General features: G+C 72.5%; 24 protein-coding genes. 16 read left to right on the forward strand and 8 right to left on the reverse strand.

The annotated features are described in order from the left end of the window. Nucleotides 1-223: 223 nt before the first annotated feature. The 4 genes from deoC to ACIRQF_RS19840 all read left to right on the forward strand — a co-directional run bounded on the left by deoC (nt 224) and on the right by ACIRQF_RS19840 (nt 5,020). The gene (deoC, locus tag ACIRQF_RS19825) at nt 224-1,183 is read left to right on the forward strand and encodes a deoxyribose-phosphate aldolase (RefSeq protein ID WP_404093671.1); all 960 of its coding nucleotides are present in this window, start codon (nt 224-226) and stop codon (nt 1,181-1,183) included. Nucleotides 1,184-1,188: 5 nt separating this feature from the next. Next, complete coding sequence (locus tag ACIRQF_RS19830) at nt 1,189-2,625, forward strand: aldehyde dehydrogenase family protein (protein WP_376635707.1); 1,437 nt, start codon at nt 1,189-1,191, stop codon at nt 2,623-2,625. Continuing rightward, nucleotides 2,618-3,511 (forward strand): aldehyde dehydrogenase family protein, encoded by an 894-nt coding sequence (locus ACIRQF_RS19835; protein ID WP_376635705.1) that lies wholly within the window; start codon nt 2,618-2,620, stop codon nt 3,509-3,511. Before ACIRQF_RS19830 ends, ACIRQF_RS19835 begins: the two co-directional genes overlap by 8 nt. A 318-nt stretch (nt 3,512-3,829) precedes the next feature. Then, nucleotides 3,830-5,020, forward strand: a complete 1,191-nt coding sequence (locus ACIRQF_RS19840) for a TerD family protein (protein ID WP_404093674.1) — start codon at nt 3,830-3,832, stop codon at nt 5,018-5,020. A gap of 77 nt (nt 5,021-5,097) precedes the next feature. Here ACIRQF_RS19840 and ACIRQF_RS19845 read toward each other — a convergent pair whose 3' ends face one another. Further along, entirely contained in the window at nt 5,098-5,490 is a 393-nt protein-coding gene (locus ACIRQF_RS19845) for a hypothetical protein (protein ID WP_376635701.1), read from the reverse strand. 61 nt (nt 5,491-5,551) lie between these two features. On the opposite strand from ACIRQF_RS19845, the gene ACIRQF_RS19850 reads away from it, so the two are divergent. Further along, a complete protein-coding gene (locus tag ACIRQF_RS19850) occupies nt 5,552-6,247 on the forward strand; it encodes a uridine kinase (RefSeq protein WP_376635700.1) in 696 nt (231 codons plus the stop codon). Nucleotides 6,248-6,463: 216 nt separating this feature from the next. On the opposite strand, the gene ACIRQF_RS19855 is transcribed toward ACIRQF_RS19850, so the two are convergent. Continuing rightward, entirely contained in the window at nt 6,464-7,183 is a 720-nt protein-coding gene (locus ACIRQF_RS19855; RefSeq protein ID WP_376635698.1) for a SigE family RNA polymerase sigma factor, read from the reverse strand. Between the two features lie 194 nt (nt 7,184-7,377). Here ACIRQF_RS19855 and afsQ1 point away from each other — a divergent pair, with 194 nt between their 5' ends. The 5 genes from afsQ1 (at nt 7,378) to ACIRQF_RS19880 (ending at nt 11,354) form a co-directional block, all read left to right on the forward strand. Continuing rightward, nucleotides 7,378-8,055: a two-component system response regulator AfsQ1 gene (gene afsQ1 / locus ACIRQF_RS19860; RefSeq protein WP_181019089.1), complete on the forward strand. Its 678-nt coding sequence runs from the start codon at nt 7,378-7,380 to the stop codon at nt 8,053-8,055. Then, on the forward strand, nt 8,052-9,611 hold the full coding sequence (locus ACIRQF_RS19865; protein WP_382485389.1) for an ATP-binding protein: 1,560 nt from the start codon (nt 8,052-8,054) through the stop codon (nt 9,609-9,611). The genes afsQ1 and ACIRQF_RS19865 overlap by 4 nt, the downstream gene beginning before the upstream one ends. Beyond that, nucleotides 9,608-10,225, forward strand: a complete 618-nt coding sequence (locus tag ACIRQF_RS19870) for a hypothetical protein (protein ID WP_382485387.1) — start codon at nt 9,608-9,610, stop codon at nt 10,223-10,225. Before ACIRQF_RS19865 ends, ACIRQF_RS19870 begins: the two co-directional genes overlap by 4 nt. Before the next feature lie 140 nt (nt 10,226-10,365). Next, on the forward strand, nt 10,366-11,064 hold the full coding sequence (locus tag ACIRQF_RS19875; RefSeq protein ID WP_404093679.1) for a VanZ family protein: 699 nt from the start codon (nt 10,366-10,368) through the stop codon (nt 11,062-11,064). A gap of 89 nt (nt 11,065-11,153) precedes the next feature. Then, nucleotides 11,154-11,354 (forward strand): PspC domain-containing protein, encoded by a 201-nt coding sequence (locus ACIRQF_RS19880; RefSeq protein ID WP_376635690.1) that lies wholly within the window; start codon nt 11,154-11,156, stop codon nt 11,352-11,354. Nucleotides 11,355-11,553: 199 nt separating this feature from the next. On the opposite strand, the gene ACIRQF_RS19885 is transcribed toward ACIRQF_RS19880, so the two are convergent. Continuing rightward, on the reverse strand, nt 11,554-11,973 hold the full coding sequence (locus ACIRQF_RS19885) for a hypothetical protein (RefSeq protein WP_404093682.1): 420 nt from the start codon (nt 11,971-11,973) through the stop codon (nt 11,554-11,556). Between the two features lie 185 nt (nt 11,974-12,158). After that, the gene (locus ACIRQF_RS19890) at nt 12,159-13,313 is read right to left on the reverse strand and encodes an adenosine deaminase (RefSeq protein WP_403520221.1); all 1,155 of its coding nucleotides are present in this window, start codon (nt 13,311-13,313) and stop codon (nt 12,159-12,161) included. Between the two features lie 105 nt (nt 13,314-13,418). On the opposite strand from ACIRQF_RS19890, the gene ACIRQF_RS19895 reads away from it, so the two are divergent. Next, a complete protein-coding gene (locus ACIRQF_RS19895) occupies nt 13,419-14,204 on the forward strand; it encodes a GNAT family N-acetyltransferase (RefSeq protein ID WP_404093685.1) in 786 nt (261 codons plus the stop codon). A gap of 122 nt (nt 14,205-14,326) precedes the next feature. Continuing rightward, nucleotides 14,327-15,100 carry an alpha/beta hydrolase gene (locus ACIRQF_RS19900; RefSeq protein WP_404093688.1) on the forward strand — a complete coding sequence of 258 codons (774 nt, stop codon included), beginning with the start codon at nt 14,327-14,329 and terminating at the stop codon, nt 15,098-15,100. 42 nt (nt 15,101-15,142) lie between these two features. Here the strand turns inward: ACIRQF_RS19900 and ACIRQF_RS19905 are convergent, their stop codons facing one another. Beyond that, the gene (locus ACIRQF_RS19905; RefSeq protein ID WP_376635680.1) at nt 15,143-16,096 is read right to left on the reverse strand and encodes a LysR family transcriptional regulator; all 954 of its coding nucleotides are present in this window, start codon (nt 16,094-16,096) and stop codon (nt 15,143-15,145) included. A gap of 62 nt (nt 16,097-16,158) precedes the next feature. On the opposite strand from ACIRQF_RS19905, the gene ACIRQF_RS19910 reads away from it, so the two are divergent. From ACIRQF_RS19910 to ACIRQF_RS19920, 3 genes are all read left to right on the forward strand, one after another. Continuing rightward, nucleotides 16,159-17,436, forward strand: a complete 1,278-nt coding sequence (locus ACIRQF_RS19910; protein WP_403520213.1) for an MFS transporter — start codon at nt 16,159-16,161, stop codon at nt 17,434-17,436. A gap of 66 nt (nt 17,437-17,502) precedes the next feature. Further along, a complete protein-coding gene (locus ACIRQF_RS19915; RefSeq protein WP_376635676.1) occupies nt 17,503-18,198 on the forward strand; it encodes a L,D-transpeptidase in 696 nt (231 codons plus the stop codon). 102 nt (nt 18,199-18,300) lie between these two features. Continuing rightward, nucleotides 18,301-19,251, forward strand: a complete 951-nt coding sequence (locus tag ACIRQF_RS19920; protein ID WP_376635753.1) for a sigma-70 family RNA polymerase sigma factor — start codon at nt 18,301-18,303, stop codon at nt 19,249-19,251. Nucleotides 19,252-19,254: 3 nt separating this feature from the next. Here the strand turns inward: ACIRQF_RS19920 and ACIRQF_RS19925 are convergent, their stop codons facing one another. Further along, on the reverse strand, nt 19,255-19,524 hold the full coding sequence (locus ACIRQF_RS19925; RefSeq protein WP_376635674.1) for an STAS domain-containing protein: 270 nt from the start codon (nt 19,522-19,524) through the stop codon (nt 19,255-19,257). Nucleotides 19,525-19,577: 53 nt separating this feature from the next. Here ACIRQF_RS19925 and ACIRQF_RS19930 point away from each other — a divergent pair, with 53 nt between their 5' ends. Further along, the gene (locus ACIRQF_RS19930; RefSeq protein ID WP_404093693.1) at nt 19,578-20,240 is read left to right on the forward strand and encodes an HAD family hydrolase; all 663 of its coding nucleotides are present in this window, start codon (nt 19,578-19,580) and stop codon (nt 20,238-20,240) included. Here the strand turns inward: ACIRQF_RS19930 and ACIRQF_RS19935 are convergent. After that, nucleotides 20,233-20,811 carry a Uma2 family endonuclease gene (locus ACIRQF_RS19935; protein WP_404093696.1) on the reverse strand — a complete coding sequence of 193 codons (579 nt, stop codon included), beginning with the start codon at nt 20,809-20,811 and terminating at the stop codon, nt 20,233-20,235. The two genes, ACIRQF_RS19930 and ACIRQF_RS19935, sit on opposite strands and share 8 nt — an antisense overlap. Before the next feature lie 116 nt (nt 20,812-20,927). After that, nucleotides 20,928-22,205, reverse strand: a complete 1,278-nt coding sequence (locus ACIRQF_RS19940) for a thymidine phosphorylase (RefSeq protein WP_376635668.1) — start codon at nt 22,203-22,205, stop codon at nt 20,928-20,930. Between the last annotated feature and the right edge of the window lie 13 nt (nt 22,206-22,218).

The raw sequence follows: 22,218 nt of genomic DNA on the forward strand, positions 1-22,218 counted from the left end.
GCATGCCGCTGACATCTCGTACGGGCGGGGCCGGTGAGTTCTGGCTGGCTGCAGAAGAAACGTTACTGATCTTGCGTAGGGGACTTGTCCACTCCGTGTCACAGGCGTGTGACGGGACTCACCCGCCCTCCTCCACCCACGGACTCACCTGCGCTTTCGCACGCACGGACGAGCGGCCCCCTGTACACGCCGCTACGCGCGTAGATATGCTCGACTGGTGACCATGCCCACCACTGCACACGCAGCAACTGCTTTCGCCGACGTAACCGCGTCCGACAGCACGCTGCGCCGCTTCCTCCACGGGCTGCCCGGCGTCGACGCCGTCGGCCTGGAGGCGCGCGCCGCGTCCCTCGGTACGCGATCGATCAAGACCACGGCCAAGGCCTACGCCATCGACCTGGCCATCTCGATGATCGACCTGACGACGCTCGAAGGCGCGGACACCCCGGGCAAGGTCCGGGCGCTCGCCGCCAAGGCCGTCAATCCCGATCCCACCGACCGCTCGACCCCGACGACCGCCGCCGTCTGCGTCTACCCCGACATGGTGGCCACCGCCAAGGCCGCCGTGCAGGGCTCCGGCGTCAAGGTCGCCTCCGTCGCCACCGCCTTCCCCGCCGGGCGCGCCGCCCTGCCGGTGAAGATCGCCGACACGGCCGACGCCATCGCCGCCGGCGCCGACGAGATCGACATGGTCATCGACCGTGGCGCCTTCCTCGCCGGCCGCTACCTGGAGGTGTACGAGCAGATCGCCGCCGTCAAGGTCGAGTGCGGCGACCGCGCCCGCCTGAAGGTGATCTTCGAGACGGGCGAACTGTCCACGTACGACAACATCCGCCGCGCCTCCTGGCTCGGCATGATGGCCGGCGCGGACTTCATCAAGACCTCGACCGGCAAGGTCGCGGTCAACGCCACCCCCGCCAACACGCTCCTGATGCTGGAGGCCGTGCGCGACTTCCGCGCCCAGACCGGCGTCCAGATCGGCGTGAAGCCGGCCGGCGGCATCCGCAACACGAAGGAAGCCATCAAGTTCCTGGTCCTGGTCAACGAGACCGTGGGCGAGGACTGGCTGGACAACCACTGGTTCCGCTTCGGTGCCTCCAGCCTGCTGAACGACCTGCTGATGCAGCGTCAGAAGCTGGCGACCGGCCACTACTCCGGCCCCGATTACGTGACGGTGGACTGATCAACATGGCATCTGCATTCGAGTACGCACCGGCGCCCGAGTCCCGGTCCGTCGTCGACATCGCGCCCTCCTACGGCCTGTTCATCGACGGCGAGTTCGTCGAGGCGGCCGACGGCAAGGTCTTCAAGACCGTCTCCCCGTCCACCGAGGAGGTGCTCGCCGAGATCGCCCAGGCGGGCACCGAGGACGTGGACCGCGCGGTCAAGGCGGCCCGCAAGGCCTTCGAGAAGTGGTCGGCGCTGCCCGGTTCCGAGCGCGCCAAGTACCTCTTCCGGATCGCCCGGATCATCCAGGAGCGCAGCCGCGAACTGGCCGTCCTGGAGACCCTGGACAACGGCAAGCCGATCAAGGAGACCCGCGACGCGGACCTCCCGCTGGTCGCCGCCCACTTCTTCTACTACGCGGGCTGGGCCGACAAGCTCGACCACGCAGGCTACGGCGCGAACCCGCGCCCGCTGGGCGTGGCCGGCCAGGTCATCCCCTGGAACTTCCCGCTGCTGATGCTGGCGTGGAAGATCGCCCCGGCGCTCGCGACCGGCAACACGGTCGTCCTGAAGCCGGCCGAGACCACCCCGCTCTCCGCCCTGTTCTTCGCGGACATCTGCCGCCAGGCGGGCCTGCCCAGGGGCGTCGTCAACATCCTCCCCGGCTACGGCGCCACGGGCGCGGCCCTCGTCGAGCACCCGGACGTCAACAAGGTCGCCTTCACCGGCTCGACCGCGGTCGGCCGGGCCATCGCCAAGTCGGTGGCGGGCACGGACAAGAAGCTGACCCTGGAGCTGGGCGGCAAGGGCGCCAACATCGTCTTCGACGACGCGCCGATCGACCAGGCCGTCGAGGGCATCGTCAACGGCATCTTCTTCAACCAGGGCCAGGTCTGCTGCGCGGGCTCCCGCCTCCTGGTGCAGGAGTCGATCCACGAGGAGCTGCTCGACTCCCTCAAGCGGCGCCTGAGCACCCTGCGCCTGGGCGACCCGCTCGACAAGAACACCGACATCGGCGCCATCAACTCCGAGGAGCAGCTGGCCCGGATCACCTCCCTCGTCGAGCAGGGCGAGGCCGAGGGCGCCGAGCGCTGGTCGGCCGCCTGCGAGATCCCGACCGCCGGCTACTGGTTCGCCCCGACGCTCTTCACGAACGTCACCCAGGCGCACACCGTCGCCCGCGACGAGATCTTCGGCCCGGTGCTGTCCGTGCTGACCTTCCGCACGCCGGACGAGGCCGTCGCCAAGGCCAACAACAGCCAGTACGGCCTGTCGGCGGGCATCTGGACGGAGAAGGGCTCCCGCATCCTCGCGGTCGCCAACAAGCTCCGTGCGGGCGTCGTGTGGGCCAACACGTTCAACAAGTTCGACCCGACCTCGCCCTTCGGCGGCTACAAGGAGTCGGGCTTCGGCCGCGAGGGCGGCCGTCACGGTCTGGAGGCCTACCTCGATGTCTGAGTCGGCGACGCGGCTGAGCGTCCTCAAGACCTACAAGCTGTACGTCGGGGGCAAGTTCCCCCGCTCCGAGAGCGGCCGGGTGTACGAGGTGACGGACTCGAAGGGCAAGTGGCTGGCGAACGTGCCGCTCTCCTCCCGCAAGGACGCCCGTGACGCGGTCGTCGCCGCCCGCAAGGCCTTCGGCGGCTGGGCGGGCGCGACCGCGTACAACCGCGGCCAGATCCTCTACCGCGTCGCCGAGATGCTGGAGGGCCGCCGGGACCAGTTCGTCCGCGAGGTCGGCGAGGCCGAGGGCCTGTCGAAGTCGAAGGCGGCGGCGGTCGTCGACGCGGCGATCGACCGTTGGGTCTGGTACGCGGGCTGGACCGACAAGATCGCCCAGGTCGTCGGCGGCGCCAACCCGGTCGCCGGCCCGTACTTCAACCTGTCGACCCCGGAGCCGACCGGTGTCGTCACGGTCGTGGCCCCGCAGGACTCGTCCTTCCTGGGCCTGGTCTCGGTGATCGCCCCGGTCATCGCGACCGGCAACACCGCCGTCGTCATCGCGAGCGAGAAGTCCCCGCTCCCGGCCCTCTCCCTCGGCGAGGTGCTCGCCACCTCCGACCTGCCCGGCGGCGTGGTCAACATCCTGTCCGGCAAGGCCGCCGAGATGGGCCCGCACCTGGCGGCCCACCTCGACGTCAACGCGATCGACCTGACCGGCGCGGACGCCGACCTGGCCCGCGACCTGGAGATCGCCGCGGCGGACAACCTGAAGCGCGTCCTGCGCCCGCGTGCCGAGGACTTCGCCCAGTCCCCGGGCACGGACCGGATGACCGCGTTCCTGGAGACGAAGACCGTCTGGCACCCGACGGGTTCGCTGGGCGCGAGCGGCTCCTCGTACTAGGCGCGGCGCAGCGAACGGCCCCCGGGTGCGCCCGGGGGCCGTTCGCCGTTTCCGGCCCTTCCTCGCGAGGTCTTGCCCCGCCCTCCCGGTCGCAGCAGGATCCGGTGGTGATCGATCTTGGAGGGGACATGACCGGAGGGGTCGGTACGTCATGGGAACGCTGATCAAGGGAGGCAACGCCTTCGTCCCGACGGTGCCGCTGCGCGTCGCCGTGCGCGGCGGCGTGGACGTCGCGGCGCTGCTGCTGACGGAGCGGGGCCGGGTCCGGGGGACGCGGACATCGTGTTCCACGGCGCCCCGGTCCACGCTTCGGGAGCCGTGCGGCTCGTCGAGGGCGAGGACGGCACGGCATGGCTGGAGACCGGCCTCACGGCGGCCGAGGAGGAGATCTCCCGAGTCCTCGTGGTCGCCTCGGTCGAGGAGGGCGCGCTGCGCGACGTGACCGGGCTGTCCGTGGAGGCGTTCGCGCCGGACGGCACCTCGGTCGCGCGCTACGACATGACCGACGCCGGCGGCGAGACGGCGATGGTGCTCGCGGAGCTGTACCGGCGCGCGGGTGGCTGGAAGTTCCGCGCGGTGGGTCAGGGCTATCTGGACGGTCTGGAAGGCCTGGCGACGGACCACGGGGTGGACGTGGCGGCCGGGCCGCCGGCGCCGGAGCACACCCCGGCGGCCGCGCCGCTCGACACGGCGGTCCCGGCGCCGGCCCGGATTCCGGTCCAGCCGCCGCCCGCGGCACAGCCGGCACCGGCCCCCGTCCCCTTCCAGCCCCCTGTCCAGGCCTCTGTCCCGGCCGCGCCCGACGCCCCGATCCCGGCCCCGCCTCCCGTTCCGGACTGGACGTTCGGCGCCGTCTTCGAGCCGCACACGCGCAGTGGCCCGGGCAACGACGTCATCACCGTGGAGGGCCTCCCGCCCGGACCGGTCGTGGTCGAACTCGCCGTCGACAGCGACGGGTACACGGGTCTGTGGCCGCTCAACCGGTTCAACAAGGAGGGGTCCAGCCTCGTCAACAGCACGCAGCGGAACTTCCGGGGCCGCGTGCTGACCCTCGTGCCCGGGAACGGCCGCCTGCGGCTGAAGCTGCGGGCGGACGGCCCCTGGCAGATGCGGGTGCTGCCGCTGGCGGCCGCCCGGCGCCTGACCGAGGACCGGCTGGAGTGCGAGGGCCCGGACGTCCTGCTGCACACCGGCGGCACGGCCGATGCCGCCTTCCACTACCGGGGCACCGACAACTTCATCATCCACCTCTACGAGCTGGCGGAGCACGACGATCCCACGAGCCTCCCCGACCGCGGGCGCTCCGCCGTCAACGAGATCGGCAGGCGCCGGGAGACCGTGCCGCTGCCCGAGGGCCCGCTCATCGTCCATCTGCAGAGGGCCGACGGGCCGTGGCGCGCCCGCCTGAAGGACCTGCGGCCCCACAGCGGCCGACCGCACGGCGGCGGGGTCGCGAAGGTGTCCGAGCCCCGCGGGGCACAGGGCCGGCTCCGGCGGGGCAGGCGCTGAACCCCCGCACCCGCCGAGCGGCAGGGACCCGACCACGGCGGGGCAGACGCCGAACCCGCGCCCGCCGGGTCGCCGTCCTACGGCAGCAGCCCCTGCGTCAGCGGTCCGGCCACCGGCAGGTCGGCCAGTGCGCCGCCCTTCGTGACGTGGTCGGTCACGAGGTTCGTCCCCACCGGCTTGAAGTCGGCGACCTGCGTGCCGAGCCCGTTGTCGAGCGGGTCCACCCCCGTGTTGGCCAGCGGGTCGATCTGGAGCCGGGTCAGCGGCGCCACGCCGTGGCCGACGCCCTCGAGCGCGGCGGTGCCGTCCGTCCGGGTCAGCGAGTCCACCGGCAGCGGCAGCCCCGCCCCGCCGGCGGCCTGGGCGGCTGCGCCCGCTCCGAGCAGGGCGGCACCGGCCGCCGTGACGGTGAGCCCGGCCTTGAGCAGGGTGCTGCGGCGGGAGTTGCGGGGCTGTACGTGACGCGCCATGGAGATCCTTCCAACGGCTTCGCGGGGTGACAGGGCGGCCACAGACGGTAGCGGAGGTGTGATGCTCGATACCAACGGGTCACCTCGGGGGTCCCCTTTACGGGGTAATGGTTCACACTGGTGTCCCGTGAGTTCCCTACCGATCCCGACCCGGGTCGTCCTGCTCGCGGGCCCCTCCGGCTCCGGCAAGTCGTCCCTCGCCGCCCGCACCGGCCTGCCGGTCCTGCGCCTCGACGACTTCTACAAGGAGTGCGACGACCCCTCCCTGCCCAGTGTGGAGGGCAGTTCGGACATCGACTGGGACTCCCCGCTCTCCTGGGACGCGGACGCCGCCGTCGCCGCCATCACCGAGCTGTGCCGTACGGGACGGACCCTCGTGCCCGTGTACGACATCGCCACCAGCTCCCGCGTGGACCGCGAGACGCTGGACATCGAGCGGACCCCGCTGTTCGTGGCGGAGGGCATCTTCGCCGCCGACATCGTGGAGCGCTGCCGTGAACTCGGTGTCCTCGCCGACGCGCTATGCCTGCGCGGCCGCCCCTCGACGACCTTCCGCCGCCGACTGCTGCGCGACCTCAGGGAAGGCCGCAAGTCGGTGCCGTTCCTGCTGCGCCGCGGCTGGCGGCTGATGCGTGCCGAACGCTCGATCGTCGCCCGCCAGACCGCGCTGGGCGCCCACCCCTGCGCCAAGGACGAGGCCCTGGGCCGCCTGGCCGCCGCCGCGGCGGGCCGCCGCCGCACCCCGGCCGCGCGCTAGGCCCTGTCGTCGAACTCCCGCCCTCCGGGCAACGACGGGAGTTCGACGACAGGACCCAGGGACCGCGGCCGCCGACCCCGGACACGCCGAGGGCCGGACAGGATCCCCCGATCCTGTCCGGCCCTCGCCGGTTCACCCGTACCCCCGTACGGCCCCCGTGTCTCCCCCGTGAGATCCCCGTTCCCCCGTGGGATCCCCCGTGTTCCCCCCTCGCCTTCAGGCCACCAGCTCGCCGAAGGACTCCTCCTCGTCACGGCCGAAGCTCAGCACCTCGTCCTCGCGCAGTCGCCGCAGCGAGCGCCAGATGCTCGACTTCACCGTGCCGACACTGATGTCCAGGATCTCCGCGATCTCCGGGTCGGTCCGGCCCTCGTAGTAGCGCAGGACCAGCATCGTGCGCTGGAGCTCGGGCAGACGGGCCAGCGCCTGCCAGAGGACCGCGCGCAGTTCGGTGCCGCGCATCGCGTCCGTCTCGCCCACCGTCTCCGGGAGCTCCTCGGTCGGGTACTCGTTGAGCTTGCGCCGCCGCCACGCGCTGATGTGCAGGTTCGTCATCGTGCGGCGCAGGTAGCCGCCGACCGCGGCCTTGTCGCTGATCCGGTCCCAGGCGCGGTACGTGGAGAACAGCGCGCTCTGGAGCAGGTCCTCGGCCTCGAAACGGTCACCGGTCAGGTGGTAGGCGGTGGCGTACAGGGAGGCCCGGCGCTCCTGGACGTAGGCCGTGAACTCGGCCTCCGAGCAGGAACGCTCCCCCGTGACCTCCCCGTACGCCGCTCCCCCGTCAGCCACGGCGACCATGTACGGCGCCTTGTGCTGACGCCCGACGCTGCGAACGCACCCCCGCCCGTTCACCGCGCCGGACTTCTCGGTGCTCCGTGCGACGTCGTGGAGGCGCGTGACAACTGCGCTTGAGGTGGTGCTGTGCAGTGCGTTCATCTCGCGCCCCCCGTCGGTTGGAGTCCGTAGGTCCTTGATGTCGAAAAGCCTGCCCGGCCCACTTCATGGCGGTGTCCGCCGACTGTCACAGGCGTGTCACAGGCGGGGGGTCGAACGGGGAACCGGACGGGTTCGGAAACGGAGGACTGACCGGACGGTCGAACTCGGACGGCCGCATGCGACAGAATGAGGCCGTGCCTTTCCTGTTGCTGATCGAGGACGACGACGCCATCCGCACGGCCCTCGAACTCTCGCTGTCCCGCCAGGGCCACCGTGTGGCCACCGCGGCGACGGGAGAGGACGGCCTGAAGCTGCTGAAGGAACAGCGGCCCGACCTGGTCGTTCTGGACGTGATGCTGCCCGGCATCGACGGTTTCGAGGTGTGCCGCCGCATCCGGCGCACGGACCAGTTGCCGATCATCCTGCTCACGGCCCGCAGTGACGACATCGACGTCGTCGTGGGCCTGGAGTCGGGTGCGGACGACTACGTGGTGAAGCCGGTCCAGGGCCGGGTGCTCGACGCCCGGATCCGTGCCGTGCTGCGCCGCGGCGAGCGGGAGTCCACCGACTCGGCCACCTTCGGCTCGCTGGTGATCGACCGCTCGGCGATGACCGTGACGAAGAACGGCGAGGACCTGCAGCTCACGCCGACCGAGCTGCGGCTGCTCCTCGAACTGAGCCGGCGGCCCGGACAGGCCCTGTCGCGCCAGCAGTTGCTGCGGCTCGTGTGGGAGCACGACTACCTGGGCGACTCGCGGCTCGTCGACGCCTGTGTGCAGCGGCTGCGCGCCAAGGTGGAGGACGTGCCGTCCTCGCCGACCCTGATCCGTACCGTACGAGGTGTGGGCTACCGGCTGGACGTCCCTGCGTGAGCAAAGGGATCATCTCGGTGCTCAGGTTCACCAGCCTGCGCCTCCGGCTCGTCATCGTCTTCGCCCTGGTCGCGCTCACCGCGGCCGTGTCGGCCTCCGGCATCGCGTACTGGCTGAACCGCGAGGCGGTGCTCAAGCGCACCCAGGACAGCGCGCTCAACGACTTCCGCCAGGAGATGCAGAACCGGGCGGCGTCGCTGCCGCTGCGGCCCACCGAGGACGAGCTGCGGCGCACGGCCGAGCAGATGGCGAGCGGCAGCGCCGGCTACAGCGTGCTGCTGATCGGCGAGCGGGACGCGGGCAAGCCCATCGTCGGCGCCTCCGACCCTGACAGGTTCACGCTCACCGATGTGCCGCGTTCGCTGCAGACGGCGGTCGGGACCGAACGGCCGGTGTCGGAGAACAACGCCTACCCCTACCACCTCTTCTGGCAGCGGACCCAGCGCGGCTCGACCCCGTACCTGGTCGGCGGGACGAGGATCGACGGCGGCGGGCCGACCGGCTACATGTTCAAGTCGCTCGCCGCCGAGAAGGCCGACCTGAACTCGCTGTCCTGGTCCCTGGGCATCGCCACCGGCCTCGCCGTGATCGGCTCCGTGCTGCTCGCACAGGTCGCGGCGACGACGGTGCTGCGGCCCGTGCACCGGCTCGGCGAGGCGGCCCGGCAGCTCGGCGAGGGGAAGCTGGACACCCGCCTGCGCGTCTCCGGCAACGACGAACTGGCCGACCTCTCCCGTACGTTCAACAGCGCCGCCGAGTCCCTGCAGAAGAAGGTCGCGGACATGAGCGCGCGGGAGGAGGCGAGCGCCCGCTTCGTCGCCGACATGTCGCACGAGCTGCGCACCCCGCTGACCGCGCTGACCGCCGTGACGGAGGTCCTGGAGGACGAGCAGGACGCGCTCGACCCGATGATCGCCCCGGCCGTGGCGCTGGTGGTCAGCGAGACGCGGCGCCTCAACGACCTGGTGGAGAACCTGATGGAGGTGACCCGCTTCGACGCGGGCACCGCCCGGCTGGTCCTCGACGACGTCGACATCGCCGACCAGATCACCGCGTGCATCGACGCGCGGGCCTGGCTGGACGCGGTGGACCTGGACGCCGAGCGCGGCATCGTGTCCCGGCTCGACCCGCGCCGCCTCGACGTGATCCTCGCCAATCTGATCGGCAACGCGCTCAAGCACGGCGGCTCGCCGGTGCGGGTCGCGGTGCGGACCGAGCGGACCGAGGACGCGGAGAGCGGGGAGACCACGGAGGACCTGGTGATCGCGGTGCGCGACCACGGGCCCGGCATTCCCGCGGAGGTCCTGCCGCACGTCTTCGACCGCTTCTACAAGGCCAGCGCCTCCCGGCCACGGTCGGACGGCAGCGGTCTGGGTCTGTCGATCGCCATGGAGAACGCGCTGATCCACGGCGGTTCGATCACGGCCGCCAACTCGACGGACGAGAAGGGCCGGGTGGACGGCGCCGTGTTCGTGCTGCGACTGCCCCGGGACGCCTCGGGGATCGCGCGGGAGCTGCAGACCCGCAGCAGCCAGGGCGAGGTGGAGGAGAGTTGAGACGTCGGCGTACGGGTGCCCTGCTCGCCCTGGGCGCGACCCTGGCCGCCGGACTGGTCACCGGCTGCGGCATCAGGACGACCTCGGTGCCGGTGGACGCCGGCGCGGCGCCCTCGCGGGTACCGTGCAGCGTCCGCGGCAGCGCGGACGTGTCCGCCGCCCAGGGGGTGCCGCTGCGGGTGTACCTCCTGTGCGGGGCCCAGCTGGAGGCGGTGGACCGCAGGGCGCCGCTGCCTGAGGAGAAGGTCTCCGGCGATCCGCTGCGCACCGCCTCGGCACTGCTCGCCCAGCTGGAGAGTGAGCCGTCGGACGAGGAGCGGCAGGCCGGGTTCAGCACCGCGGTGAAGGGCCCGCTGGTGGTGACGGCCGGCCACAAGGGCGACCCGGCGGGCACGCTGCGGCTGAGCCGCCAGCCGGAGGACCTGCCGCCGACGGCGCTCGCGCAGATCGTGTGCACCTTCGCGGAGAGCGCGGCCGGCGCGTCCGGCACCGGTGGCGACTCGGTCGTCCTGGGCGGCCCCGGGACGTACGAGCCGCGCCGCTACAGCTGCCCGCGGGAGCTGAAGGAGCGTCCGGAGTCCGCGGTCCCGTCGGCCCCGGCCACGGCTTCCTGAGCTTGCCGTAAACCTCCTTCTCCGCCCGTCGGGAACCCGTTCGGGCCTCCGGCGGAACCGATTCCGCCGGAGCTCGCGTCTTGGGGGGCGTGCAGCGTCAAGGTTCGGGCGGTTCGGGCGGTTCCGGCGACAGTGTCGCCATGGTCGTACGCGTGGCGGGGTTCCTCCTTCTCCTCGCGCATCTGCTGCTCGTCGCCTGGGTGACGCTCCGCCCACGCGACGTGGCGTGGGTGACCGCGCCCAATCTGACCCCGCTGGCCGGGATCAGGGTCGACTTGGCGCTCGGCCCGGCCGAGGCCGTCCGGCGGATCGGCGGCGGGCTGCTGCTCCTGGCCCCGCTCGGGGTGCTGCTCCCGATGGCCGACGGCCGGCTCTCCGTCTCGCCGTGGGCCTCCCTGGCCCGTACGACGGCGGCGGGCGCGCTGGTGTCGCTCGCGGTCGAGCTCTTGCAGACGGCGGTGCCCGGGCAGGTCGTGGACGTGGACTCGGTGCTCCTGAACACGGCGGGCGTGGCGCTGGCGCACGCCCTGATCGTCCCGGCCGCGCGGGCCCGCCTGCGCCGCGGCCCGCGGGCGGACGCCTCGCGGAGTTCCGCCTCGGGGCCCTCCCGGGGCGGACGGCCTGGCTCCTCCCGGCGATCCGCACCGGACTCCTCCCGCCTCTCCGGGACCGGCTCCTCCCGGGGGTCCGGGACCGGCTCCGCCCAGGGCTCCACGGCCGGGTCCTCCCGGGGCGCCACGGCCGGGTCCTCCCGCGGGTCCTCCTCCGGCAGGAGGAGGAAGGAGCGGTCTTCTCAGGGGGCGACCCCGACGATTCCCAGGGTCGGGATCGCCCCGTAGACCGACGTTTTGTCCGGCGCCCGGGGCCAGGATGGAGACAGATCGGGGGCCGGACGGACGGCCCCCGCGAGACTCCGAAGGAGCCCACCATGGCCGCACTGACCCGCCCCCGTGACGGACGCGTGATCGGCGGAGTGTGCGCGGCGCTGGCCCGGCGCTTCGGCATATCCGCCTGGACGATGCGCGTGATCTTCCTGGCCTCGTGCCTGCTGCCCGGCCCGCAGTTCCTGCTCTACCTGGCGCTGTGGGTGCTGCTGCCGGCGGAAAAGTCGCCGAGCACGGCCTGGTAGCCGCCGCACGCACACCGGCACGTGTGCCGCCGGCACGAACCGGGGTCTGCTGCCGGCAGGAACCACGGTCTGCTGCCGGCACGCACCACGGTCGCGTACGCGGTCTGCTGCCGGCACGCACCACGGTCGCGTACGCGGAAACGCCGAGGGCGCCCCTACCGGACACGGAAGGGGCGCCCTCGGGCGTGTGGGCGATGCCTTACACGGGCAGGCCGCCACCGAGGACGGAGCCCACCGGCAGGCCGCCGAGGAGACCGCCGGCCGCGCCGAGCGGGGTCGCGGCGAGGCCGCTCTGGGCCCCGCCGAGCGGAAGGCTCTGGGCCTGCTTCTGGACCTCGCCCGGGAGGTTGTCGGCCTGCGCCATGGCACCCGGCAGGGCGTTCACGCCCTGCTCGACGCCGGAGCCGAGGGCGGTCTCGCCGCCGCCGAGGGCCGCGCCCGCGCCGTCCGGGAGCTCGGTGACACCGTCGCCCAGCGGCACGGTGCTGGTGACCAGGCCGAGCGCGTCGGGGCCGGCCGGCAGCGAGGCCGGGGCGGCCGTCGCCGTTCCGGCGGCGGCAGCGGCGAAAGCGGCACCGAGCGCGGCGACACCGAGCGTCTTGGCAGCAGACTGCTTCATCAGAAAAACGTCCTCAGGAATCTCGGGTGCCTCTCGGGCATCGGGGGAAGGCCCGGAGAGCGTGGGGAATGCGGGAATGCAGAGTGGCTACGCAAACTAACCAGCAAAGTTGCGCACCGCAATCACCGAAAAGCGGCCGGGCGTGGCACGCCCGACCGCTCCGCACACCGTCCCGAGACCGCCGGTCAGCCGCCCTGACGGGAAGAGTCGCTGGTGGTGGCCGTCTGCTGGAACAGCCATTCGGACTTCAGCTCGGCATATCCGGGCTTGATCACGTCGTTGATCATCGCCAGTCGTTCATCGAAAGGAATGAACGCTGATTTCATCGCATTGACCGTGAACCACTGCATGTCGTCGAGCGTGTAGTCGAATGCCTCGACCAGCAATTCGAATTCCCGGCTCATGCTCGTGCCGCTCATCAGGCGGTTGTCCGTGTTGACCGTGGCCCGGAAGTGCAGCTTGCGGAGCAGTCCGATGGGGTGCTCCTGGTACGAGGCCGCGGCACCGGTCTGCAGGTTGGAGGTGGGGCACATCTCCAGCGGGATGCGCTTGTCCCGGACGTACGCGGCGAGTCGGCCGAGGGCCACGGTGCCGTCGTCGGCGACCTCGATGTCGTCGATGATCCGCACGCCGTGACCGAGCCGGTCGGCGCCGCACCACTGCAGGGCCTGCCAGATCGACGGCAGACCGAAGGCCTCGCCGGCGTGGATGGTGAAGTGGTTGTTCTCCCGCTTCAGGTACTCGAAGGCGTCGAGGTGACGGGTGGGCGGGAAGCCGGCCTCGGCGCCCGCGATGTCGAAGCCGACGACCCCGGAGTCGCGGTAGCGGTTGGCGAGTTCGGCGATCTCCAGGGCGCGGGCGGCGTGCCGCATCGCGGTGAGCAGGGCGCCGACCCGGATGCGGTGCCCGTTGGCACGGGCCTGCCGCTCGCCCTCGCGGAAGCCCTCGTTGACGGCCTCGACGACCTCTTCGAGGGTGAGGCCGCCCTCCAGGTGCTGCTCGGGGGCGTAACGGACCTCGGCGTAGACGACGCCGTCCTCGGCGAGGTCGACGGCGCACTCGGCGGCGACGCGGACGAGGGCCTCGCGGGTCTGCATGACGGCGCAGGTGTGCGCGAAGGTCTCCAGATAGCGCTCCAGCGAGCCGGAGTCGGCGGCCTCGCGGAACCAGATGCCGAGCTTGTCGGGCTCGGTCTCGGGGAGGCTCTCGTAGCCCTGCGCACGGGCGAGTTCGATGATCGTGCCGGGGCGCAGACCGCCGTCGAGGTGGTCGTGCAGCAGGACCTTCGGGGCACGGCGGATCTGGTCCGCCGAGGGGGTGCTGGGGATCTGGCTCGTCATTGCCGCACTCTAGCCCCTACGCGCGTAGAGCGCGCCCCTCTGCGCCGTACAGCGCAGCCCGGATTTCCGGTGCGGACACCCGCGGCGGGCGCCTAGCCTGCCCGTATGACCATTCCACCGGACGCCCCGCCCGCCGACCCCGAACTGCGCCGGATCCGCGCCTTCCTGGCCGCGTTCACCCGTCGGCAGGCCGAGCGGACGGTGGACTTCCCCGGCGGCTTCGCCGCGCTCGACGACACCTTCGCACTGTCCCACGGGAACAACCACGTCCTGGTGGACGGCACGCCAGACCCCGAGGCCCTGCCCGCCGTGGTCGACGGGGCCCTGTCCCATCTGGCGCACCGCAGCGTTTACATCCCGGACGCGGCGGTCGCCGAGGCGTGCGCCGGCCCCCTCACCGAGGCCGGCTACCGGCGCTCCATCGTCCTCCTCATGCGCCACGGCGGTCCGGTCCCGGAGCGCGGCGGCGCGCGTGAGGTGGACCTGCCCGCCCTGCGCGGCCCCGTGGCCGAGAGCTGGCGGCGCTTCCTGCCGGACGCCGGGGCGGACGTGGTCCACGCGCTGGTGGAACGTCGTGCCGCCCGCCGCCGCGGGGCCGACGACGTGCGCTTCCTCGCCTCCCACGACGCGTACGGCGAGGTCGCCTCCTGGGCCGACCTCTACGTCGACCCGGCCACCGGCGTGGCCCAGATCGAGGACCTCGTCACCGCCGCGGCCCACCTCGGCCAGGGCCACGCCGGGGTCGTCCTGGACACCGCCCTGCGCCTGTCCTACGCCGCCGGCTGCACCACGGTCTTCCTCAGCGCCCTCGCCGACGACTGGCCGCGCCACTGGTACGAGCGCCGGGGGTTCGCACCGGTCGGCGAAGTGCACTGCTTCGAACGGTTCTAGGGAATGTCGTGCCTGACCGGCAGGCCGCCCCCTCGGGCCGGCGGCGTTCGCTCAGCGGACGATACGTAACAGAGACCGCGCGTACGGGCTGCGTACACCTCGGCTTCTGAGACTGTTCTGCCATGGCGTACTTCGCACTCGTGGGACCGGCCGACACCCGGACACCCCGGCTCGGTCGGCCCGTCGGAGCCTCGACCCCGGTGACCGAAGCGGGTGGGGTGGTCCTCCTCCTCCCCGACGGCGAGCCGGTGTCGGGGCGACGGGCCTCCGTGCGGGCGCACGCGACGGCGCTGCCCCTGGGGCGGCAGCTGGTGCGGGCCGGCCGGGGGGACGGGCTGGTCGCGCACGTCGTCCGCTACCGGGGGCGCGGATGGAACGGCACGGACGCCCAGTTGGCGGCGGACGCGTCCTGGGCGGTGGCGGAGGCGGTGCGGCGGTACGGGGACGTGCCGGTGTGTCTCGTGGGGCGCGGCATGGGGGCCCGGGCGGCCCTGCGGGCGGGCGGGGACGCGGCGGTGGCGGCGGTCCTGGCGGTCGCCCCGTGGCTGCCGGAGGACGACCGGGCGGCCGAGCCGGAGCCGGTGCGGCAGCTGGTCGGCCGGCGGGTGCTGATCGTGCACGGGACCAACGACGCCCGGACCGACCCCGAGTTGTCCTACCGCTTCGCCGAGCGGGCCAAGAAGGCGAACCGCGACACGTGCCGCTTCGAGGTGCACGCGGACGGGCACGCGCTGCGCCAGTACCACGAGGAGGTCCACGCCCTGGCGGCCGACTTCGTGCTGTCGACGCTGTTCGGGCGCGTGCCCAGCCGGCCGCTCGCGGACGCGATGGCCGCGCCGCCGCCGCTGGGTCTGCGGATGCCGCTGGCGGCGGGTTTCGGGCGGTCGCTGCGCTGACCCGCGTCCCCGCCCTCCGGCGCGCGGGGACGTCGGCCCGGGTCACTCCGGCAGCAGGCTGCCCCGCTTGCTCAGCAGGAACCTCTTGAAGGCCGCGACGGGCGGGGTGTCCGGGTGGCCGTCGAGCCAGGCGACGCCGATCTCACGGGCCGCGCGCGGCGAGGTCACCCCGAGTTCGACGACGCCGGGCCGGGCGACCGCCGGGGGCGGCAGGAGGGCGACACCGAGGCCGGCGGCGACCAGTCCGCGCAGCGTCTCCGCCTCCTCGCCCTCGAAGGCGATGCGGGGCTTGAAGCCGGCCTGGGCGCACAGGTCGTCGGTGATGCGGCGGAGCCCGTAGCCGGGTTCCAGGGTCACGAAGGTCTCGTCGGCGGCCTCGGCCAGGCGGATGCGCTTGCGCGAGGCGAGGCGGTGGTCGTCGGGGACCACGAGCCGCAGGCGCTGCTCGTCCAGGCGGCGCGCGACCAGGTCGGGGGCGTCCGGCACCGGCGAGGTGAGGCACAGGTCGAGGTCGCCGGCGCGGAGCCGTTCGATCATCGCCTCGCCGTAGTTCTGCACCAGGGTGAAGCGGACCCGGGGGTGGTCGACCCGGAAGGCGCGGATGAGCCCGGGCACGGTCTCGGAGCCCATGGTGTGCAGGAAGCCGAAGGCGACCCGGCCCGCGGTGGGGTCGGCGTCCGCCCGTACGGAGTCGGCGGCCCGCTCGACCTCGGCGAGGGCGCGTTCGGCGGAGGACAGGAAGCGGCGCCCGGCCGGGGTGAGGGAGACCGTGCGGCCGCGGCGGGCGAACAGCGCGACGCCGAGGTCCTCTTCGAGCCGGACCATGGCCCGGGAGAGGGTCGACTGCGGCACGCCCATCTCGGCCGCGGCGCGGGTCACGTGCTCGTGCCGGGCGACGGCGGCGAAGTACGCGAGCCGGGGCGCGAGCAGCAGTCCCATGTCTTCTTCGTTACTGTTCGGTGACAGGCGAGGCTGTGACCTGTACTCATGCACCATGGGAACGATTACAGCAGTTCCGTGCATTGGACGCATGAGACGGGGCGGCCTACGTTCGAGGCATGCCTGACGCCAGTACCAAGGCGGCCGCCACCAGCACGGTCGCCGACTCCAGCTCCGCCGATTCCCGACTCGCCCCCGGCGCCCCCGGCTACCGCCGGATGAGCCTCGCGCTGTTCGCCGCCGGAGTGGCCGCCTTCGCCCTCCTCTACTCCACGCAGGCGCTCCTGCCCGCCGTCTCGGCCGAGTTCGGCGCCACCGCGTCGGCCGCCTCCTGGACGGTCTCCGCCGCGACCGGCGCGCTCGCCCTGTGCGTCCTCCCCCTCAGCGCGCTGTCCGAGCGCGTCGGCCGCCGCTCGATGATGACCGCCTCGCTCGCCGTCGCCGTCGCCGTCGGTCTGCTCGTGCCGCTGGCCCCGAACCTGGAGAGCCTGGTCGCGCTGCGCGCGGTGCAGGGCGCCGCCCTCGCCGGCGTACCGGCCTCGGCCATGGCGTTCCTGGCCGAGGAGGTGCGGCCGAGGGCGCTGATCGCGGCGATCGGCCTGTTCGTGGCGGGCAACTCCATCGGCGGCATGAGCGGCCGGATCGTCACCGGCTGGGTGGCCCAGATGTGGGGCTGGCGGGCCGGCCTGGCGGCCGTCGGCGTCCTGGCAGCGGTGTGCGCGCTCGCCTTCCGCGCCCTGCTGCCGAAGGCGCGGCACTTCACGCCCGGGCCGCTCGACCCGAGGGCGCTGGCGAAGGCCGTCCGCGGGCACCTCGCGGATCCGCTGCTGCTGCGCCTGTACGCGATCGGCGCGCTGTTCATGACGGTGTTCGGCGCGGTGTACACGGTGATCGGCTACCGACTGGTCGAGGCGCCGTTCTCGCTGCCGCAGGGCGTGGTGGGCTCGATCTTCCTGGTCTACCTGGTCGGCACGGTCTCCTCGGCCGCGGCCGGCCGGCTGGTCGGGCGGCTCGGCCGCCGCGGGGCGCTCTACCTCGCCGTCTCCACGACGACCGCGGGGCTGCTGCTCTCGCTGGCCGACGCGCTGCCCGCCGTCCTCGCGGGCCTGGTCCTCATCACGGCCGGCTTCTTCGCGGGCCACGCGGTCGCCTCGTCCTCGGTGAGCCGTACGGCGAAGACGGGCCGCGCGCAGGCCTCGGCGCTCTACCAGTCCGCCTACTACCTGGGCAGCAGCGCGGGCGGCACGCTCGGCGCGATGGCCTTCCACGCGGGCGGCTGGGCCGGGACGGTCCTGATCGGTCTGGTGGCGGTGCTCGGGGTCGTGTCGATCACGCTCTACGGGACGCACAGCGCGCGGGTCGCGGCCCGGCGTCACGAACTGGCCACGGCTGCCTGAGGCACTGCAACTGTTCGGCTCCCCCGAGCGTCAAACGGGTCAGGACTCTAGGGGGAGTTGACGATCATGAACGGAATACGCAGACGCGCGGGCATCGGGCTCGCCGTCACGTCTCTGGTGGTACCCATGACGGTGGCGCTCGCCGCCGCCCCGGCGCAGGCCGCGTCGTGCAACGTCACGACCGGCCCGTACCAGAAGCAGGTGGAGCAGTTCCTCGGCCGGCCCGTCGACGGGCGGCAGTCCCTCACCGACTGCAAGGCCATCCAGGCGTTCCAGACCAAGCACGGCATCACGCCGGCCCAGGGGTACGCCGGAACGGTGACCTGGCGGACGATGTACACGATGCTGATCCAGCGGCAGGCCGGCAGCAATCCCAACAGGGACGGCAAGTGCCCGACCAACAAGGGCCGGATCGCCTGTGTCGACCTGACCCGCCAGCTCAGCTGGATCCAGGACGGCTCCCGGCTGAAGTACGGCCCGGTGCCGGTGCGCACCGGACGGGACGGGTCGGAGACCCGCACCGGCCTGAAGAAGATCTACTGGCGCAACATCAACCACTGGTCGACGCTCTACAACGTGTCGATGCCGTACGCGCAGTTCTTCGACGGCGGCCAGGCCTTCCACTCGGTCACCAAGTCCATGTGGAACCCGCCGGGTTCGGCCGGCTGCGTCAACATGACGCAGAAGGACGCCAAGGCGTACTGGAGCATGCTCCGCAACGGTGACGACGTCTACGTGTACGGCCGCAAGCTGGGCACCTGAGCGGAACCGGCCCCGGTTGTCGGTGCCCTGCGATAGCTTCCCTTCATCGGCGTCGAACGGGTGCCGATGAGGGGCGAGCGGGGTGGACCGGTGGCTGCACAGATGACCGAGGACCTGGAGAAGTACCGCACGGAGCTCACCGGTTACTGCTACCGGATGCTGGGCTCCGCCTTCGAGGCGGAGGACGCCGTGCAGGACACGATGGTCCGCGCCTGGCGCTCGCTCGACTCCTTCGAGGGCCGCTCGTCCCTGCGCTCCTGGCTGTACCGGATCGCCACGAACGTCTGCCTCGACTCCCTCAACGCCGGCAATCGCCGCGCCCGTCCGATGGACCTGACGGACCCGACCCCGGTCGCCCGGGCCCGGCTCAACGAGCGCCCGGAGATCACCTGGCTGGAGCCGGTGCCGGACGGTCGCGTGCTGCCCTCGGTGGCCGACCCCGCGGAGACCGCCGTCTCGCGCGAGACGGTGCGGCTGGCGTTCGTGGCCGCGCTGCAGCACCTGCCGCCGAAGCAGCGGGCGGTGCTGATCCTGCGCGAGGTCCTCGCGTGGAAGGCGAGCGAGGTCGCCGAGCTGCTCGGTCTGACCGTCGCCTCGGTCAACAGCGCGCTGCAGCGGGCCCGGGCGACCATCGCGGAGCAGGCCCCGGCCACCTCGGACACGGCGAACCCGCTGGACGAGGAGCAGAAGGCGCTCCTGGACCGCTACGTGGCGGCCTTCGAGGGCTACGACATGCAGGCGTTGACGACCCTCCTGCACGAGGACGCGACGATGTCCATGCCGCCGTACGACCTGTGGCTGCGCGGCCACGAGGACATCGTGGGCTGGATGCTCGGCGTCGGCGAGGTGTGCCGCGGCTCGAAGCTGGTGCCGACCGTGGCGAACGGGCAGCCGGCCTTCGCGCACTACCACCCGGACCCGGAGGGCGGCTTCGCGCCGTGGGCGCTGATCGTCCTCCAGCTGAACGACGGGAAGATCGGCGGGATGGACTTCTTCCTCGACACGAAGCGCTGGTTCCCGCTCTTCGACCTCCCGGAGCGCCTCGACGCCTGACGCTCACAGCAGCTCGCCGAGCCCGACGAGTTCGAGCACCCCGCGCAGCTCCGGCGCGGCGCCCCGGAACTCCAGCCGGTGCCCGCGCCGCCGCGCGGCGAGCCGCACCCGCGCGAGCGCGTCCACGACGGCGAGATCGGCCCGCCCCAGCCCGCCGATCTCGCACCGGACCAGGCAGGGTTCGGCAGCGTCGAGCAGGGCACAGATGCGGCCGACGTCGTCCGGGGCGGGGCGCCCGGTGAGCCGCAGTTCGAGAGTGCGAGAGGAGTCCACACCAGGCAGACCTCCGGGGCGCCCGGAACTCATCGCCCCGTAGGCTCGCCGCCATGACTCATGATCGCGTCGAACTGGTGATCTTCGACTGTGACGGCGTCCTGGTGGACAGCGAGCGGATCTACTGCCGGGTGGACCGGCAGGTCTTCGCCGAGCTGGGCGCCGAGTTCACGGAGGCCGAGCTGGTGGAGCACTTCGTGGGCTCCCCGACCGAGATCTGGACGGCGCTCGTGGAGGAGCGTCGCGGCCGCCCGCTCCCGGCGGACTGGCACGAGCCCTTCCGTCCGCTGTACGAGCAGGCGCTGGACGCGGAGCTCACGGCGGTCGAGGGCATCACGGAGGTCCTGGACGCGTTGTCCGTCCCGTACTGCCTGGCGTCCAACGGCAGCCACGCCTCGATCCACCGCAACCTGACCCGCGCGGGCCTCCTCGACCGTTTCGAGGGCCGCGTCTTCAGCGCCCGCGACGTGGCCCGCGGCAAGCCGGCCCCGGACCTCTTCCTGCACGCGGCGGCGTCGATGGGCGTGCCGCCGGAGCGCTGCGCGGTCGTCGAGGACAGCGCGTACGGGGTCCGGGCGGCCCGCGCGGCCGGAATGCGCGCGTTCGGCTACTGCGGAGGTCTGACGAGGGCGGACCGGCTGGAGGGCCCGGGCACCCGGGTCTTCGGCCACATGCGGGAGCTGCCGGGGCTGCTGGGGGCGGGGGCGGTCAGCTGACGGGGAAGTCGGCGGTGTCGAGGGTGAGCCCGAAGGGGGCGGGGAGGTGGATCTCCTCGCCGAACGGGACGGCGCTCAGGACGCGGTAGACGCCCCCCTTCGGCTGACCGTAGAGGGTCACCGTCGGACCGCCCGGCGCCCACCGGTCGACCAGCAGATAGAGCGGCACTCCGGCCATCGCGTAGCCGGCAGCCTTCGCGATGCGGTCGTGGTTCGCGTTCGACTGCGAGGTGATCTCCACGACGAGCTCGGCGGTCGTAGCCGGGATGTAGTGGCCGGGCTCCCTCAGAGCGGCCTCAGGCGCCACGAGCAGGTCTGGGATGAACATGCCCGACCGGGCCGGAACGGCAACCGCCTGGGTCTGGTAGATGCCCCAGCCCTCGGGAACCACCGTGTACAGGCGGCGCTGGATCCGCTCGGCGATGCTGTTGTGCTGATTGGCGGGTGACGGCGCCACGGTGATGATCCCCTCGATGATCTCCACCTTGCAGCCCTCGGGCCATTCCATCTCGTGCCAGAGGCGGACGACATCGTCCCAACCCTGTCCGGCCTCGACGGCGAGTGCGCTCATGGCGTGCTCCTCAATCGGTCGTCACCGATCCCAGCATGCCGAACGGGGCCGATGGACGTCCATCGGCCCCGTTCACCCGAAGGTGTCACCGGCACATGCCAGAGGCGATCACCGCGTCACGCGATGCGGTCAAGCACGATCGGGTTCGGCGTGAAGGTCGTGCCCGCGGGGGCGATGTCCCAGGACGAGTCCAGGGACTTCAGGGCGTAGTCGAACTTCTCCGGGGTGTCCGTGTGGAGCGTCAGGAGCGGCTGGCCCGCCGTGACCGTGTCGCCCGGCTTGGCGTGGAGCTCGACGCCCGCGCCGGCCTGCACCGGGTCCTCCTTGCGGGCGCGGCCGGCACCGAGGCGCCAGGCGGCGATGCCGATGTCGTAGGCGTCGAGGCGGGTCAGGACACCGGAGGACGGGGCCGTCACGACGTGCTGCTCGCGGGCCACCGGGAGGGTCGCGTCCGGGTCGCCGCCCTGCGCGGCGATCATGCGGCGCCAGACGTCCATCGCGGAGCCGTCGGCGAGGGCCTTCGCCGGGTCGGCGTCCTTGATGCCGGCCGCCGCGAGCATCTCGCGGGCGAGGGCGACGGTCAGCTCGACGACGTCCGCCGGGCCGCCGCCGGCGAGGACCTCGACCGACTCGCGGACCTCGAGCGCGTTGCCGGCGGTGAGGCCGAGCGGGGTGGACATGTCGGTGAGCAGGGCGACCGTCCGGACGCCGCTGTCGGTGCCGAGCGCGACCATGGTGGAGGCGAGTTCGCGGGCGTCCTCGATGTTCTTCATGAAGGCGCCGGTGCCGACCTTCACGTCCAGGACCAGGGAGCCGGTGCCCTCGGCGATCTTCTTCGACATGATGGACGAGGCGATCAGCGGGATGGCCTCGACCGTGCCCGTGACGTCGCGGAGCGCGTAGAGCTTCTTGTCCGCCGGGGCCAGGCCGTCGCCCGCCGCGCAGATGACCGCGCCGGTCGTGTCGAGGACGTTCAGCATCTCCTCGTTGGAGAGCAGCGCGCGCCAGCCGGGGATCGACTCCAGCTTGTCGAGGGTGCCGCCGGTGTGGCCGAGGCCGCGGCCGGAGAGCTGCGGGACGGCCGCGCCGCACGCGGCGACCAGCGGGGCGAGCGGCAGGGTGATCTTGTCGCCGACGCCGCCGGTGGAGTGCTTGTCGGCGGTGGGGCGGGAGAGCGCGTCGAAGTTCATGCGCTCGCCGCTCGCGATCATCGCGGCGGTCCAGCGGGCGATCTCGTCGCGGTTCATGCCGTTGAGCAGGATGGCCATGGCCAGGGCGGACATCTGCTCGTCGGCGACCACGCCGCGGGTGTAGGCGTCGATGACCCAGTCGATCTGCTCCGGGCTCAGCTCGCCCTTGTCGCGCTTGGTGCGGATGACGGAGATGACGTCCATGGTGGTGCCTCTT

It is taken from the genome of Streptomyces sp. NPDC101191, from assembly GCF_044767915.1.
In the GTDB taxonomy this organism is placed as follows: domain Bacteria; phylum Actinomycetota; class Actinomycetes; order Streptomycetales; family Streptomycetaceae; genus Streptomyces.

Bases quoted from the DNA above. Each gene is read 5' to 3' on its own strand.
- ACIRQF_RS19835 (WP_376635705.1), top strand. From the start codon at position 2,618: ATGTCTGAGTCGGCGACGCGGCTGAGCGTCCTCAAGACCTACAAGCTG.
- ACIRQF_RS19905 (WP_376635680.1), bottom strand. From the start codon at position 16,096: ATGGTGCATGAGTACAGGTCACAGCCTCGCCTGTCACCGAACAGTAAC.
- ACIRQF_RS19935 (WP_404093696.1), bottom strand. From the start codon at position 20,811: ATGAGCGCACTCGCCGTCGAGGCCGGACAGGGTTGGGACGATGTCGTC.
- ACIRQF_RS19875 (WP_404093679.1), top strand. From the start codon at position 10,366: ATGGTCGTACGCGTGGCGGGGTTCCTCCTTCTCCTCGCGCATCTGCTG.
- ACIRQF_RS19845 (WP_376635701.1), bottom strand. From the start codon at position 5,490: ATGGCGCGTCACGTACAGCCCCGCAACTCCCGCCGCAGCACCCTGCTC.
- ACIRQF_RS19895 (WP_404093685.1), top strand. From the start codon at position 13,419: ATGACCATTCCACCGGACGCCCCGCCCGCCGACCCCGAACTGCGCCGG.
- ACIRQF_RS19830 (WP_376635707.1), top strand. From the start codon at position 1,189: ATGGCATCTGCATTCGAGTACGCACCGGCGCCCGAGTCCCGGTCCGTC.
- ACIRQF_RS19880 (WP_376635690.1), top strand. From the start codon at position 11,154: ATGGCCGCACTGACCCGCCCCCGTGACGGACGCGTGATCGGCGGAGTG.
- ACIRQF_RS19920 (WP_376635753.1), top strand. From the start codon at position 18,301: ATGACCGAGGACCTGGAGAAGTACCGCACGGAGCTCACCGGTTACTGC.
- deoC (WP_404093671.1), top strand. From the start codon at position 224: ATGCCCACCACTGCACACGCAGCAACTGCTTTCGCCGACGTAACCGCG.
- ACIRQF_RS19910 (WP_403520213.1), top strand. From the start codon at position 16,159: ATGCCTGACGCCAGTACCAAGGCGGCCGCCACCAGCACGGTCGCCGAC.
- ACIRQF_RS19855 (WP_376635698.1), bottom strand. From the start codon at position 7,183: ATGAACGCACTGCACAGCACCACCTCAAGCGCAGTTGTCACGCGCCTC.
- ACIRQF_RS19850 (WP_376635700.1), top strand. From the start codon at position 5,552: ATGCTCGATACCAACGGGTCACCTCGGGGGTCCCCTTTACGGGGTAAT.
- ACIRQF_RS19900 (WP_404093688.1), top strand. From the start codon at position 14,327: ATGGCGTACTTCGCACTCGTGGGACCGGCCGACACCCGGACACCCCGG.
- ACIRQF_RS19940 (WP_376635668.1), bottom strand. From the start codon at position 22,205: ATGGACGTCATCTCCGTCATCCGCACCAAGCGCGACAAGGGCGAGCTG.
- ACIRQF_RS19915 (WP_376635676.1), top strand. From the start codon at position 17,503: ATGAACGGAATACGCAGACGCGCGGGCATCGGGCTCGCCGTCACGTCT.
- ACIRQF_RS19890 (WP_403520221.1), bottom strand. From the start codon at position 13,313: ATGACGAGCCAGATCCCCAGCACCCCCTCGGCGGACCAGATCCGCCGT.
- ACIRQF_RS19885 (WP_404093682.1), bottom strand. From the start codon at position 11,973: ATGAAGCAGTCTGCTGCCAAGACGCTCGGTGTCGCCGCGCTCGGTGCC.
- ACIRQF_RS19930 (WP_404093693.1), top strand. From the start codon at position 19,578: ATGACTCATGATCGCGTCGAACTGGTGATCTTCGACTGTGACGGCGTC.